The organism is Pseudomonas imrae (genome assembly GCF_046352735.2).
Classification (GTDB): domain Bacteria; phylum Pseudomonadota; class Gammaproteobacteria; order Pseudomonadales; family Pseudomonadaceae; genus Aquipseudomonas; species Aquipseudomonas imrae.
In genome coordinates this window covers 871,215-886,514 of the sequence record NZ_CP110853.2, presented here as the reverse complement: position 1 = coordinate 886,514, position 15,300 = coordinate 871,215, and the positions used below count along the sequence as shown (strand labels likewise).

Here is a 15,300-nt window from a genome sequence, read left to right as displayed (position 1 = left end):
TCAGGCGCAAACTTCAGTTACTAGTTTTGCCAGCTCTTCGGCATAGCCACGAACCTGTGCTTCGTCGTCACCTTCGACCATGACGCGCACCAGAGGTTCTGTTCCCGACTTGCGCAACAAGACCCGGCCACGCCCCGCCATAGCAAGGGTAACGCGTTCACACGCTTCCTTGATGGCAGGATGCTCAATAGGGTTCTCGCCACCCGCGAAGCGGACGTTAAGCAGTACTTGCGGGCACTTGCGCAGCGCTTGCCGCGCCTGGGCGAGACTCTCATCACGACGACGCAATGCCAGGAGCACCTGCAGCGCCGCGATGATCGCATCTCCGGTGGTCGTATGCTGGAAGCAAACGATATGCCCCGAATTTTCTCCTCCCACGACCCAGTTGCGCTCCAGCAACTCAGCAATCACGTAGCGATCGCCTACGTTGGCGCGCACGAACGGAATTCCAAGGTCCGCCAGGGCCAATTCCAACCCCAGGTTGCTCATCAGGGTGCCGACAACGCCCCCTTGCAGCTTGTTACGCTCATGCAGGTCCCGGGCAATGATGAACAAGAGGTCATCACCGTCCACAATCGCGCCAGTATGATCGACCATCAACACCCGATCACCATCGCCATCGAAAGCGATCCCGAGATCAGCGTGCTCGGCCAATACCGCAGCCTGCAACTGCTCCATATGGGTCGAGCCGCAGTTATCGTTGATATTCAAGCCGTTGGGTTGCGCCGAAAGCACAGTGACCTGCGCACCCAATTCCTTGAATACACTTGGGGCAACCTTATAGGTCGCACCATGGGCGCAGTCGATAACGATCTTGAGCCCGGCAAAACTGGTGCTGGTTGGCACGCTGCTTTTGCAGAACTCGATATAGCGACCGGATGCGTCGTTAATCCGCGAAACCTTGCCCAACTTGCTCGACTCGACGACAGTCATCGGCGCATCCAGCAACTCTTCAATCATGTGCTCGATCTCGTCCGGCAGCTTGGTGCCCTGGCCAGAGAAGAACTTGATTCCATTGTCATCATGGGGATTGTGCGAGGCACTGATCACGATACCGGCTTCAGCGTGAAAGGTACGGGTCAGGTAAGCGATCGCTGGCGTAGGCATCGGCCCCAGCAGCATCACATCCGCCCCGGCGGCAGACAGGCCCGCCTCGAGCGCGGACTCGAACATGTATCCGGAAATCCGCGTGTCCTTGCCTACGAGAATGCGACATGCGCCCATACTGCGAAACGCCATGCCAGCGGCCCAACCGAGCCGGAGCATAAAATCCGGGGTAATAGGAAACTCACCGACCCGACCACGAATACCGTCGGTGCCAAAATATTTTTTAGTCATAAGCGCTCCATCATTCTTATTCGGCTGATTCTACTGCTTGAATCATCCGTACCACGTCCATCGTCTCGGCAACGTCATGTACACGCAAAATGCGCGCACCCTTGACCACCGCAAGCGCCGCGAGAGCAAGGCCGCCATGCAGCCGCTCACCCACCGGACGATTCAATGCCATGCCTATCATGCTCTTGCGCGAAACCCCGACCAGCAGGGGGCGACCAAGGGCATGCAGGGCCTCCATATGTTTGAAAAGACTTAAATTGTGCTGCAGGGTTTTGGCGAAGCCAAACCCTGGATCGAGAATGATACGCCCAGGAGCAATCCCCGCTCCAGCGCATATAGACATGCGTTCGGCGAGAAACCCGGTCACTTCGCCAACAAGATCATCATAATGCGGGTCATTCTGCATCGTCCCGGGCTCGCCGAGCATATGCATCAGGCATACCGACAGCCCCGTGGCCGCCGCAGCTTCAAGCGCCCCGTCACGCTGCAGCGACCGTACATCATTGATCAACCCAGCGCCCAACCGAGCGGCTTCACGCATGACCGCCGGCGTTGAAGTGTCCACCGAAATAATCACATCAAGCTCGCCATGAATGCGCTCGACTATCGGCGCAACACGCTCCAACTCCTCTTGGGGGGAAACGGCACGCGCGCCAGGCCGGGTCGACTCACCCCCAACATCGATCAGGGTTGCACCGGCAGCAACCATCGCCTGCGCATGACGCAACGCGGCATCGAGCCGGCTGAACCGGCCACCGTCAGAAAAGGAGTCTGGGGTTACATTGAGAATACCCATGACATGCGTATGGGCCAAATCAAGAACCCGATTGCCGCAAGGCAACCGGGTGGAGGGAAACGCAGAAGTCATTTCAAGCCTTAAAGATCGGCAGCGGGGCCGCCGATTGGGGTATCAGGACGTTCACTCTGCACTACCGGCGGAGTACCGGAGGTACCCGAGCCACCCTCCCAATCCTTAGGCTCACGCGGAGTACGGCCCGCCATGATGTCGTCAATCTGCTCGGCATCAATGGTTTCGTACTTCATCAAGGCATCGGCCATGGCATCGAGCTTATCGCGGTTATCCGTAAGGATCTGCTTGGCCGTGCCATAACACTGATCAATGATGCTGCGCACTTCGGAATCGATCAACTTTGCAGTTTCACCGGAGAAACTGGCACCTTGACCACCACCGCCACGCCCAAGGAATACTTCACCCTCCTCTTCGGCGTACATCAGCGGACCGAGCTTCTCAGACAGACCCCATTTGGTAACCATATTCCGCGCAATCTGGCTGGCGCGCATGATGTCGTTGGAGGCCCCCGTGGTAACGCCGTCAAAGCCCAGCGTCATTTCCTCGGCGATCCGGCCGCCATACAGCGAGCAGATCTGACTGATCAAGGCACGCTTGGAGAGACTGTAACGGTCCTCTTCCGGCAGGAACATGGTCACACCCAGCGCTCGACCACGTGGAATGATCGATACCTTGTAAACCGGGTCATGCTCAGGCACAACGCGGCCAACAATGGCGTGACCGGCCTCGTGATACGCGGTGTTTTGCTTTTCTTTCTCAGACATAACCATGGATTTGCGCTCGGCGCCCATCATGATCTTATCTTTCGCCAATTCGAACTCTTTCATTTCAACGATGCGTTTGCCGGTACGGGCGGCAAACAGCGATGCCTCGTTGACCAGGTTGGCGAGGTCCGCACCGGAGAAGCCGGGTGTACCACGGGCTATCACTGCTGGAGCCACATCGTCGCCCATCGGGACTTTGCGCATGTGCACTTTCAGGATCTGCTCACGACCACGAATGTCTGGCAGACCTACAACAACCTGACGGTCGAAACGACCAGGACGCAGCAGCGCCGGGTCGAGTACGTCAGGACGGTTGGTAGCCGCGATCACGATGATGCCATCGTTCATTTCGAAGCCATCCATCTCCACCAGCAACTGGTTGAGTGTCTGCTCTCGCTCGTCGTGACCGCCGCCCATGCCAGCACCACGATGACGACCCACAGCGTCGATCTCGTCGATAAAAATGATGCATGGCGCGTGCTTCTTGGCCTGTTCGAACATGTCGCGAACACGACTGGCGCCAACACCGACGAACATTTCAACGAAGTCAGAACCGGAGATGGTAAAGAAAGGAACCTTGGCCTCACCAGCAATCGCCTTGGCCAGCAAGGTTTTACCGGTACCCGGAGGACCGACCATCAGTACGCCGCGAGGAATACGGCCACCCAGGCGCTGGAACTTGCCTGGATCACGCAGGAATTCAACCAGCTCACCGACCTCTTCCTTGGCTTCGTCACAACCAGCAACGTCAGCCAGCGTGGTCTTTACCTGATCCTCGGAAAGCAGTCGCGCCTTGCTCTTGCCGAAACTCATCGGCCCGCCCTTGCCTCCCGCACCGCCTTGCATCTGGCGCATGAAGAACATGAACACAGCAATAATCACCAAGATCGGGAAGCTGGCCACCAGAAGCTGGGTCCAGATACTCTGCTGCTCGGGCTGCTTGCCTTCAACGATGACCTTGTTATCCACAAGATCACCTATCAGGCCATTGTCGGCTATCGCTGGACGAATGGTCTTGAAGCTGTCGCCATCGTTGCGCTTACCAGTAATCACGTAGCCATCAACCGCTACGCGCTCGACCTTGCCATCCTTAACTTGCTGGATAAAGTCAGAATAGTTGAGGGTCTGCGGCTCGTTAGGGCTGGAGAAGTTGTTCATCACCGTCACCAGGACAGCCGCGATGATCAACCACAGGATCAGATTCTTTGCCATATCGTTCAATTAACTACCCTCTGAAGCAAGCTCCGCTACTGGCGCGCGCTTCGCATGATATTCACCGGCCTAACTTACTACATTACCTACAACTCTGGCAGGCGCCGTCTGTAACCCTTTGTGAAACTTTGACTACACAATATTCGTAAAGCTTCGTGACGAAAGCGATATAAAAAAACCTATCGACTCCCTTGAATCTCTCAAAGACGCTCATCACTGGCAGCACCTTCGACGCCACGATAACCGCGGCCCAGCAAATACTGCTCGCGAGACCTGTCTCGCGATGAGTCAGGTTTGCGTGTCTGCACCTTGTCGAACAGCTTGCGCATGTTCTTGTGATACTCATCAAAACCTTCACCCAGGAAGACCTTGACCAGAAAATCACCGCCTGGACGCAAAACCCGTCCGGCCAGATCCAATGCCAATTCGCAGAGGAACATCGCACGCGGCATATCCACGGCTGGTAATCCACTCATATTGGGGGCCATATCGGAAATCACAAGGTCTACCTGCGAATTTCCCACCGCGTCGAGAATCTGCGCCAACACGTCATCGCGTGTAAAATCGCCATGAACGAAGGTCACGTCGGGAATACTGTCCATTTCCAGAATATCGGAAGCAATCAGACGACCCTGCCCACCAATCAGACGACTGGTCACCTGGGACCAGCCCCCCGGAGCCGCACCCAAGTCGATAACGCTCATGCCTGGCCGGATCAACTTGTCCTTTTCCTGGATCTCCAGCAGCTTGTAGCTGGCCCGGGAACGGTAGCCATCCTTTTGCGCCTTTTTGACGTAAGGATCGTTGAAATGCTCTTTGAGCCAATTAAGGCTGGTTTTGGAACGGGCCACGGGCCACCTCGAAAATAAAACGGGTCGTGATTAACTGGGCGGTCCCGGACTCGCTCGGGTAAACTGGCCGCCGCTTTTTACAAGATCAGACGCAGGGGTCAGATTATGCCGCTCACTCAAGAGCAGAAGAAACAGTACAAATCCATTGGCCACCATCTGAAACCGGTTTTGATCGTGGCTGACAACGGTTTGACTGAAGGTGTGTTAGCCGAACTTGAACGCGCATTGGGCGATCACGAACTGATCAAGATCAAGGTCAGCATCCTTGATCGTGAAGCGCGCCTTGCCGCGATTGCAGAACTCTGCAAGTCCGGCAAAGCCGATCTGGTTCAGGTCATCGGCAAGATGGCACTGTTGTATCGCAAGAACTTCAGCGCCAACAAGCAACTGTCGAACGTTCATCGCTTCAAATGATATAAGGGTCAAGGGCGTGCTTCGCGCGCCCTGCCGCTCCACCCTGGCACCGGTTGCACAACCAGTACCAAGCCGGAGAACCCTAGCACAAGATAGCTGAATAACTGCCAGCGCAACGCTTCCGGCAACAGTATGCGCACCACGCAATACATTGCGCACGCATACAGCGCCATCAACAGCAGTTGGCCGCGCATATCCCGCCACAAACTCCCCAAGCCCATGGCCTTGATCAGAACCAGCGCCTGAAGCGCCACGCACACCGCCGCAAAACCAACCAGCAGCGCACTCAATAATCCGCCGATCTCTTCGATCAGCAACGGCGCCAAGCCAATCAGGCCCAGCGCCGGCAATACACCGAGATGCAACAGCCACAAACCGCCAACCCAGAGCATCTGGGCCAGTTGCCAGAGCATTGCGCCCGCACGAAACGGGCGCCACGCTTCAGATGTGACGTACTTCGACAATCTCGTACTCAATCACGCCACCTGGCGTCTTAACGGCCACCACATCACCCTCTTCCTTGGCGATCAAGGCACGAGCAATCGGCGAACCGACAGAGATTTTGCCTTGCTTGATGTCAGCCTCGTCCTCACCCACGATGTGATAAGTCACGCTTTCATCTGTCTCGACGTTGGCGATTTCCACAGTGGTGCCGAAAATCACTTTGCCGGTCTTCGGAATGGTCGTTACATCGATAATCACTGCATTCTGCATGCGACCTTCGATATCACGGATCCGCGCCTCGACCATACCTTGCTGCTCACGGGCAGCATGGTATTCGGCGTTTTCCTTCAAGTCGCCCAACTCGCGGGCCGTCCCGATGTCCTGGCTGAGCTTCGGACGAACGACCTTGGTCAGGTGAGCGTGTTCCTCTTCCAGGGCCTTGGCGCCCTGGACGGTCATTGGGTATTTGATCATGCCTTCAATCCTGCGTGTAAATCCTGCAAGCGACGCACGGTCTTTTCCGGACCGAACTTGAGCGCTTCGCAGATAGCTTCGCCAGCAGCAATGGTGGTGGTGCAATAAATCTTGTGCTGCAAGGCATTACGACGAATGGAATAGGAGTCCGCGATCGACTGGCGACCTTCGGTGGTATTGATGATCAGGGTGACTTCGTCATTCTTGATCATGTCGACCACGTGCGGACGGCCTTCCGTCACCTTGTTCACGCGACGCACTTTCAAGCCTGCCGCTTCAATCAGCTTGGCAGTCCCGGCGGTGGCCACGACCTCAAAGCCCAAGTTGATCAGATCACGTGCCACACCTGCAACCAGTGGCTTGTCGTCATCACGCACACTGATGAAGGCAGTCCCGCCAGTCGGCAGCACTTCACTGGCACCCATCTGGGCCTTGGCAAACGCCTCGCCGAAGGTATCGCCCACGCCCATCACTTCACCGGTGGACTTCATTTCCGGGCCCAGGATCGGGTCCACGCCAGGGAATTTGGCGAATGGGAACACTGCCTCCTTCACGCTGTAGAAGTTCGGGATGATTTCCTTGGTGAAGCCGATTTCCTTCAAGGTCTTACCAGCCATCACACGCGCTGCGATCATGGCTAGGGAGACACCGATGCACTTGGAAACAAATGGCACGGTACGCGAGGCGCGCGGGTTGACTTCGATGACGTAGATATCCTCACCCTGCAGAGCCAACTGAACGTTCATCAGGCCGACCACGCCCAGTTCCAGGGCCATTTTCTTGACCTGCTCGCGCATTTCGTCCTGGATGTGCGCCGGCAGCGAGTACGGTGGCAGCGAGCAGGCGGAGTCACCTGAGTGAACTCCGGCCTGTTCGATGTGCTGCATGATTGCGCCGATCACCACGTCGGTGCCGTCGCAGACCGCATCCACGTCCATTTCGATGGCACAGTTGAGGAAGTGATCCAGAAGCACCGGGCTGTCGTTGGACACTTTCACCGCATCGCGCAGGTAACGCTTGAGCTCTTCTTCTTCATAGACGATTTCCATCGCCCGACCGCCCAGCACGTAGGAAGGACGCACCACCAGCGGATAACCGATCTTGCTGGCCGCACGAATGGCTTCCTCTTCGCTGCGCACGGTGGCGTTCGGCGGCTGACGCAGGTTCAGGCGCTCAACCATTTGCTGGAAGCGCTCACGATCTTCTGCACGGTCAATGGCGTCCGGGCTGGTGCCGATGATCGGCACGCCAGCGGCTTCGAGGGCACGCGCCAGTTTCAACGGGGTTTGGCCGCCGTACTGGACGATCACGCCTTTTGGTTTCTCGACGCGACAGATTTCCAATACGTCTTCCAGCGTTACCGGCTCGAAGTACAGACGGTCGGAAGTGTCGTAGTCAGTGGAAACAGTTTCCGGGTTGCAGTTGACCATGATGGTCTCGTACCCGTCTTCGCGCAGTGCAAGGGCGGCGTGTACGCAGCAATAGTCAAACTCGATGCCCTGGCCGATACGATTCGGACCGCCGCCCAGGATGATAATCTTGTCGCGACCCGACGGCGCGGCTTCGCACTCCTCCTCATAGGTGGAGTACATGTACGCAGTGTCGGTGGCGAACTCGGCTGCGCAGGTGTCAACGCGCTTGTAGACCGGGAAGATATCCAGCTTATGGCGATGAGTACGCAGGTTTTTCTCGGTCACACCCAGCAGCTTGGCCAAGCGCTGGTCGGAGAAGCCCTTGCGCTTGAGGCGGAACATCATGTCGCGATCAATGCTGGCCAACCCCAGGGTTTTGACCTTCTCTTCTTCCTTGATCAGATCTTCGATCTGCACCAGGAACCACGGATCAATCATGTTCATGCCGAAGATATCTTCGACGCTCAGGCCCGCGCGGAACGCGTCTGCCACGTACCAGATACGCTCGGCGCCCGGCACGGTCAGCTCGCGCTTGAGGATGCTCATGCTTTCCGGGTTGCCCAGGTCAAGCTTCTCGTCCAGGCCGCAAACACCAACTTCCAGGCCACGCAGGGCTTTCTGCAGGGATTCCTGGAAAGTACGACCGATCGCCATGACTTCACCGACCGACTTCATCTGGGTAGTCAGGCGCGCGTCAGCCTTGGGGAATTTCTCGAAGGCAAAACGTGGCAGCTTGGTCACGACATAGTCGATGGACGGCTCGAAAGACGCCGGCATAGCACCGCCCGTGATTTCGTTTTGCAGCTCGTCCAAGGTATAACCGATAGCCAGCTTGGCAGCGATACGCGCAATCGGGAAGCCGGTAGCTTTCGATGCCAGCGCCGAGGAACGCGATACACGCGGGTTCATCTCGATCACGACCATGCGGCCTGTGTCCGGGCAGATGCCGAACTGAACGTTGGAACCACCGGTTTCAACACCGATCTCACGCAATACCGCCAATGAGGCGTTACGCATGATCTGGTATTCCTTGTCCGTCAGAGTCTGCGCCGGTGCAACGGTGATCGAGTCGCCGGTGTGCACGCCCATCGGGTCGAAGTTTTCGATGGAGCAGACGATGATGCAGTTGTCCTTCTTATCACGGACAACCTCCATCTCGTATTCTTTCCAGCCGATCAACGATTCGTCGATCAACAGCTCCTTGGTCGGCGACAGATCCAGGCCCCGGGCGCAGATCTCTTCGAACTCTTCACGGTTGTAAGCGATGCCACCACCGGTGCCGCCCATGGTGAAGGACGGACGGATAATGCATGGGAAGCCCAGTTTTTCGAGAACTGCGTTGGCCTCTTCCATGCTGTGGGCGATACCGGAGCGCGGGCAGTCAAGGCCGATGGACTTCATGGCCTTGTCGAAACGCGAACGGTCTTCAGCCTTGTCGATGGTGTCGGCATTGGCGCCGATCATCTCTACGCCGAATTTTTCCAGGACACCTTCGCGCTCCAGGTCCAGAGCGCAGTTGAGTGCGGTCTGGCCGCCCATGGTCGGCAGCAAGGCGTCCGGACGCTCTTTCTCGATGATCTTGGCAACGGTCTGCCACTTGATCGGCTCGATGTAGGTGGCGTCGGCCATGGCCGGATCGGTCATGATGGTCGCTGGGTTGGAGTTCACCAGGATGACGCGATAGCCCTCTTCGCGCAGGGCTTTACAGGCCTGGGCGCCGGAGTAATCGAATTCGCAGGCCTGGCCGATCACGATCGGGCCAGCGCCGAGAATCAGGATGCTTTTTATGTCTGTACGTTTTGGCATGGGTTTGTCACTCAAATCCGCAGGTCAGTCGGCAAGCCGTCTTGAACAATCTTTGAAGAGCCCGCGGGGGCCACCGATAACCGGGGCCGCCCGCGAGCCACTCACTCAGCGTCGCTTGGCCATCTCATTGATGAAACGGTCGAACAGCGGTGCTACGTCGTTCGGGCCCGGGCTTGCTTCAGGGTGGCCCTGGAAGCTGAACGCGCTCTTGTCGGTGCGCTCGATGCCTTGCAGGGAGCCGTCGAACAGCGACTTGTGAATCGCCCGCACGTTGGCCGGCAAAGTAGCCTCATCCACGGCAAAACCGTGGTTCTGGCTGGTGATCATCACAACACCGGTGTCCAGGTCCTGCACAGGGTGGTTGGCACCGTGGTGGCCGTGCCCCATTTTCAGGGTCTTGGCGCCGGAGGCCAGGGCCAGCAGTTGGTGACCGAGGCAAATGCCGAATACCGGGATCTCGGTTTCCAGCACATCCTTGATGGCCTGGATGGCATAGTCGCAAGGCTCAGGGTCACCCGGGCCGTTGGACAGGAACACGCCGTCCGGCTGCAGGGCCAGTACATCGCTGGCCGGAGTCTGTGCCGGCACCACTGTCACGCGGCAACCGCGCTCGACCAGCATGCGCAGGATGTTGTGCTTGACGCCGTAGTCATAGGCCACGACATGGTACGGCAGCTCGGCCGCATCGATAGTCGCATGGCTGTCGGTCTTCAAATCCCAGACAGTGGAGCGCCACTCGTACTTCTCCTTGGTACTGACGACTTTCGCCAGGTCCATGCCTTTCAGGCCAGGGAAACCTTGGGCTGCGGCAATCGCCGCGTCTTCGGAAATATTGTCACCGACCATGATGCAACCGTTCTGCGAGCCTTTTTCACGCAGGATGCGTGTCAGGCGGCGCGTATCGATACCCGCGATAGCCACGACGTTATTGGCTTTCAGGTAATCGGACAGGGACATCGTGTTACGCCAGTTGCTCGCAACCAGTGGCAGGTCGCGAATAACCAGGCCCGCCGACCAGACACGATCAGACTCGGCATCTTCCGGCGTAGTACCGGTGTTGCCGATGTGCGGATAGGTCAGGGTAACGATCTGTTGGGCGTAGGAAGGATCGGTAAGGATTTCCTGATAGCCGGTCATGGCGGTGTTGAACACCACCTCTCCAACGGTCTGACCGTCGGCTCCAATGGCTTCGCCGCGAAAAATGCTGCCATCAGCAAGGGCGAGTATGGCTGGCTTAGTCAAGAAGACCTCCCGTAAATAAAGCCTGAAAGGGCGATCGCAGGTTGTAAAAAAGCGGAGTGACGTATGGACACGTCACCCCGCTTCTTCACTGAATTATTCTGCGCGCTTTTAGTGGACACACTAAAGCTGTAGCTTACAGAAAAAGGCTTTTTTGGTCCACCGCTAATGAGCCTTAAAGGCAGGAGAATGCGACAGGACGTCGCCTAGCGGGTAAAAACGGGGCCTCATGATAATTCTGGGGCCCCGTTTTAGCTACTGCTTAATGCAGATCAAGCACATCGCGCATGTCGTACAGGCCCGGCTCGCGACCTTCCAGCCAGAGTGCAGCACGTACCGCCCCCTTGGCAAAGGTCATGCGGCTGGACGCCTTATGCGTAATTTCGAGGCGCTCGCCTTCGGTGGCAAACAGCACGGTGTGATCACCGACCACATCGCCGCCGCGCACGGTCGCAAAGCCGATAGTGTCACGCGCACGCGCACCGGTATGGCCTTCACGACCGTATACCGCCACTTTCGACAGATCACGACCCAGGGCATCGGCGATTGCCTCACCCATGCGTAGCGCCGTACCCGAGGGAGCATCGATCTTGTGGCGATGATGGGTCTCGATGATTTCGATATCCGCCTCATCCCCCAGAACACGCGCCGCCATATCGAGCAGTTTCAGCGACAGATTGACGCCAACACTGAAGTTGGCCGCAAACACGATAGCAATATCCTTGCCCGCATCAGCCAGCAGCTGCTTTTGCTCAGCACTCAGCCCTGTGGTGCCGATAACCATGGCCTTGCCTGTCTTGCGACAGAAGGCCAGGTTCTTCAACATCACTTCCGGCAGCGTGAAGTCGATCAACACATCGAACTCGTCGGCGACCTTTTCCAGGCTGCCGGACAACGACACGCCAATTCGACCCAACGAAGCCAACTCACCTGCATCCGCACCGACCAGGGTGCTGCTCGGACGAACGATCGCCGCCGTAAGCCCCGAAGCCGGCGAACGCTGCTGCACCGCCTCGACCAGAGTCTTGCCCATACGTCCGGCAGCACCCATCACCGCTATACGTCGCATACTCACTTCCTTACAGGTCGCCGAAGAAGCGCTTCACGCCTTCGAACCAGCCAGTGGTTTTCGGCGAATGAGTGTCATCGCCCGCCAGCGAACTGCGTAACTCTTCCAGCAGCTCACGCTGACGACGCCCCAGATTCACCGGCGTCTCTACCGCCACACGACACATCAAGTCGCCCGCGCCACCGCCACGCACCGGCGCAACGCCCTTGCCACGGATACGGAACTGCTTGCCAGTCTGCGTCCCCTCAGGAATCTTGAGTTTGACCCGGCCATCCAGGGTCGGAATCTCCAACTCTCCACCCAGGGCGGCATCGACAAAGCTGATCGGCACCTCACAGAACAGATGCTTGCCGTCGCGCTGGAAGATCGAGTGCTCGCGCACATTGATCACCACGTACAGGTCGCCGGTCGGACCACCCTGCGCACCAGCCTCACCTTCGCCAGACAGGCGGATGCGGTCGCCAGTATCAACGCCAGCCGGCACTTTTACCGACAATGTCTTGTATTCCTCGACACGCCCTTCGCCATGGCAGGAGTCGCACGGATCAGAAATGATCTTGCCCTGCCCATGGCAACGTGGGCAGGTCTGCTGCACAGAAAAGAAGCCTTGTTGCATGCGTACCTGGCCAATACCGCCGCAGGTCGGGCAAGTGATCGGCGAGGAGCCTTTCTTTGCCCCCGAACCGTCACACGGCTTGCAGTTGACCAACGTCGGAACGCGGATATTGACGCTGGTGCCACGCACTGCTTCTTCGAGGTTCAGCTCCAGGGTGTAGCGCAGGTCGCTACCACGCTGGGCGCCGCCACGCTGACCGCCGCGACCACCACCAAAGAAGTCACTGAACACATCCCCGAAAATATCGGAGAAGTTCTGCCCGCCAAATCCTGCGCCACCGCCACCCATGCTTGGGTCCACGCCAGCATGACCATATTGGTCGTAGGCTGCACGCTTGTTCGGATCACACAAGCACTCATAGGCCTCATTGGCCTCTTTGAACAATTCTTCGGATTCTTTGTTATCCGGATTACGGTCCGGGTGGTGCTTCATAGCCAAGCGACGATAGGCCTTTTTCAGGTCTGCCTCGCTGGAACCGCGCTCAACACCCAACACTTCGTAATAGTCACGCTTTGCCATAAGTCTTCATACCCCTAAGGACGTTCGGCAAACCCCTCCTGAGCCTCGCCAAACTCGTTGAGCCCCAATACAGGCCCGGACCCAACTCACGTCAATTTCAACGATCCTGGTCTTGGATTCTTTCAGCCGGGAACCCAGCCAAAAAAAGCGGTGACTGTCGATCGCAAAGCAGGAGCATTCCCGATCACACCGCCAGCATCCGAGCGATGTCGCATGCTGTAAAAATTCGCTTACCCCAGACACGCCAACGCGGGAGCAAGCTCCCGCGCGGCGACATCCTACCAGTCACCGCTTGATAGCGGTCAACCGGACGACCAACTTACTTCTGGTCTTTGACTTCTTCGAACTCAGCATCGACAACATCATCGTGCTTGGCTTCAGGCTCTGCTTGTTGCGCAGCACCATCAGCCGGCTGGCCCTGCTCGGCATACATTTTCTGAGCGACTGGCGCAGAAACTTTCGACAGTTCCTCGACCTTGGCTTCGATGGCAGCCTTGTCGTCGCCCTTGATGGCGGCTTCCAGAGCAACCACGGCAGCTTCGATTGCAGACTTCTCTTCGGCAGTCACTTTATCACCAGCATCAGCGACCATCTTGCGCGTCGAGTGAACCAGTGCATCTCCCTGGTTACGGGCGGCAGCCAGCTCCGCGAACTTGGCATCCGCATCAGCGTTGGCTTCGGCATCACGAATCATCTGTTGAATTTCTTCATCAGACAGACCGGAGTTGGCCTTGATAGTGATCTTCTGCTCTTTGCCGGTAGCCTTGTCTTTAGCGCCGACGTGCAAGATCCCGTTGGCGTCGATGTCGAAAGTCACTTCGATTTGTGGCACGCCACGTGGTGCTGGCGGAATCTCGGCCAAGTCGAACTTGCCCAGGGATTTGTTCTGAGCCGCTTGTTTGCGCTCACCTTGCAACACGTGAATGGTTACAGCGCCCTGGTTGTCATCGGCAGTCGAGAACACCTGAGATTTCTTGGTAGGAATCGTGGTGTTTTTCTCGATCAGCGCAGTCATCACGCCGCCCATGGTTTCGATACCCAGAGTCAGCGGGCTCACATCCAGCAGCAGCACGTCTTTAACGTCACCGGCCAATACCGCGCCCTGGATGGCAGCACCCATGGCAACCGCTTCGTCCGGGTTCACGTCTTTACGCGCTTCTTTACCGAAGAACTCGGTGACCAATTTCTGAACCAGCGGCATACGGGTCTGACCGCCGACCAGGATCACATCATTGATCGAGCCAACGTCGATACCGGAGTCTTTCAGTGCGATACGGCAAGGCTCGATGGTGCGCTGAACCAGGTCTTCAACCAGTGCCTCGAGCTTGGAGCGCGAGATTTTCACGTTCAAGTGCTTAGGACCGGTAGCGTCTGCAGTGATGTAGGGCAGGTTAACGTCGGTCGATTGAGAAGACGACAGCTCGATCTTGGCTTTCTCAGCGGCTTCTTTCAGGCGCTGCATCGCCAGCGGGTCACCCTTGAGGTTCATGCCGCTTTCTTTCTTGAATTCGTCAACGAGGTAATCGATCAGACGAATGTCGAAGTCCTCACCGCCCAGGAAGGTGTCACCGTTAGTGGCCAACACTTCAAACTGGTGCTCGCCGTCAACTTCAGCGATCTCAATCACGGAAACGTCGAAAGTACCGCCGCCCAGGTCGTAGACGATCACGGTGTGGTCGCCCTTGGCCTTGTCCATGCCGTAAGCCAGAGCAGCTGCGGTAGGTTCGTTGATGATGCGTTTTACATCCAGGCCCGCGATGCGGCCGGCGTCTTTGGTCGCCTGGCGCTGGCTGTCGTTGAAGTAGGCAGGAACGGTGATCACCGCTTCAGTCACCGCCTCACCGAGGTAGTCTTCGGCGGTTTTCTTCATCTTTTTCAAGATTTCAGCCGAGATTTGCGGCGGCGACATTTTCTGGCCGTTTACTTCAACCCAGGCATCACCGTTGTCAGCCTTGGCGATTTTGTAAGGGACCATCTTGATGTCTTTCTGTACGACTTCTTCGTCGAACTTGCGGCCGATAAGACGCTTTACCGCGTACAAAGTGTTATGCGGGTTGGTCACAGCCTGACGCTTGGCCGACTGGCCGACGAGGATTTCACCGTCGTTGGCGTAAGCAATGATCGACGGCGTGGTACGCGCGCCTTCGGCGTTTTCGATGACTTTTGCAACGCCGTTTTCCAGCACGGAGACGCAGGAGTTGGTGGTCCCCAGGTCGATACCGATAATTTTGCCCATGATTTACTCTCCCGAAACTTGAATTTGGTTGCCGCAGCAGTGGTGGCTAACTGCGGTAGCACTTAATCGCTTGACTTATAGATGGGGGCCTTGCG

12 protein-coding genes are annotated in these 15,300 nt (G+C 57.3%); 1 reads left to right on the top strand and 11 read right to left on the bottom strand.

Annotation, left to right across the window (positions count from 1 at the left end; all coding sequences use genetic code 11):
• The 4 genes from glmM to rlmE form a co-directional block, all read right to left on the bottom strand.
• The gene (gene glmM, locus OQ460_RS03910; RefSeq protein ID WP_410020586.1) at positions 1-1,338 is read right to left on the bottom strand and encodes a phosphoglucosamine mutase; all 1,338 of its coding nucleotides are present in this window, start codon (positions 1,336-1,338) and stop codon (positions 1-3) included.
• Between the two features lie 16 nt (positions 1,339-1,354).
• Positions 1,355-2,206, bottom strand: coding sequence for a dihydropteroate synthase (gene folP / locus OQ460_RS03905; protein WP_410020585.1), 852 nt, complete (start codon positions 2,204-2,206; stop codon positions 1,355-1,357).
• Between the two features lie 8 nt (positions 2,207-2,214).
• Positions 2,215-4,125 (bottom strand): ATP-dependent zinc metalloprotease FtsH, encoded by a 1,911-nt coding sequence (gene ftsH / locus OQ460_RS03900; RefSeq protein WP_410020584.1) that lies wholly within the window; start codon positions 4,123-4,125, stop codon positions 2,215-2,217.
• A gap of 200 nt (positions 4,126-4,325) precedes the next feature.
• Positions 4,326-4,976: a 23S rRNA (uridine(2552)-2'-O)-methyltransferase RlmE gene (gene rlmE, locus OQ460_RS03895; RefSeq protein WP_410020583.1), complete on the bottom strand. Its 651-nt coding sequence runs from the start codon at positions 4,974-4,976 to the stop codon at positions 4,326-4,328.
• A gap of 105 nt (positions 4,977-5,081) precedes the next feature.
• Here rlmE and yhbY point away from each other — a divergent pair, with 105 nt between their 5' ends.
• Positions 5,082-5,390, top strand: coding sequence for a ribosome assembly RNA-binding protein YhbY (gene yhbY, locus OQ460_RS03890; protein WP_410020582.1), 309 nt, complete (start codon positions 5,082-5,084; stop codon positions 5,388-5,390).
• An 8-nt stretch (positions 5,391-5,398) separates the two neighbouring features.
• Here yhbY and OQ460_RS03885 read toward each other — a convergent pair whose 3' ends face one another.
• The 7 genes from OQ460_RS03885 to dnaK all read right to left on the bottom strand — a co-directional run bounded on the left by OQ460_RS03885 (position 5,399) and on the right by dnaK (position 15,205).
• The gene (locus OQ460_RS03885; RefSeq protein WP_410020581.1) at positions 5,399-5,803 is read right to left on the bottom strand and encodes an MFS transporter; all 405 of its coding nucleotides are present in this window, start codon (positions 5,801-5,803) and stop codon (positions 5,399-5,401) included.
• 28 nt (positions 5,804-5,831) lie between these two features.
• A complete protein-coding gene (gene greA, locus OQ460_RS03880) occupies positions 5,832-6,308 on the bottom strand; it encodes a transcription elongation factor GreA (protein WP_410020580.1) in 477 nt (158 codons plus the stop codon).
• Positions 6,305-9,526 (bottom strand): carbamoyl-phosphate synthase large subunit, encoded by a 3,222-nt coding sequence (gene carB, locus OQ460_RS03875; protein WP_410020579.1) that lies wholly within the window; start codon positions 9,524-9,526, stop codon positions 6,305-6,307. Before carB ends, greA begins: the two co-directional genes overlap by 4 nt.
• A 105-nt stretch (positions 9,527-9,631) precedes the next feature.
• Complete coding sequence (gene carA, locus OQ460_RS03870; protein WP_410020578.1) at positions 9,632-10,768, bottom strand: glutamine-hydrolyzing carbamoyl-phosphate synthase small subunit; 1,137 nt, start codon at positions 10,766-10,768, stop codon at positions 9,632-9,634.
• A gap of 259 nt (positions 10,769-11,027) precedes the next feature.
• Positions 11,028-11,834 (bottom strand): 4-hydroxy-tetrahydrodipicolinate reductase, encoded by an 807-nt coding sequence (dapB, locus tag OQ460_RS03865; protein ID WP_410020577.1) that lies wholly within the window; start codon positions 11,832-11,834, stop codon positions 11,028-11,030.
• A gap of 10 nt (positions 11,835-11,844) precedes the next feature.
• A complete protein-coding gene (gene dnaJ, locus OQ460_RS03860; protein WP_410020576.1) occupies positions 11,845-12,969 on the bottom strand; it encodes a molecular chaperone DnaJ in 1,125 nt (374 codons plus the stop codon).
• A 319-nt stretch (positions 12,970-13,288) separates the two neighbouring features.
• Positions 13,289-15,205 (bottom strand): molecular chaperone DnaK, encoded by a 1,917-nt coding sequence (gene dnaK, locus OQ460_RS03855; RefSeq protein ID WP_410020575.1) that lies wholly within the window; start codon positions 15,203-15,205, stop codon positions 13,289-13,291.
• Positions 15,206-15,300 lie beyond the last annotated feature (95 nt).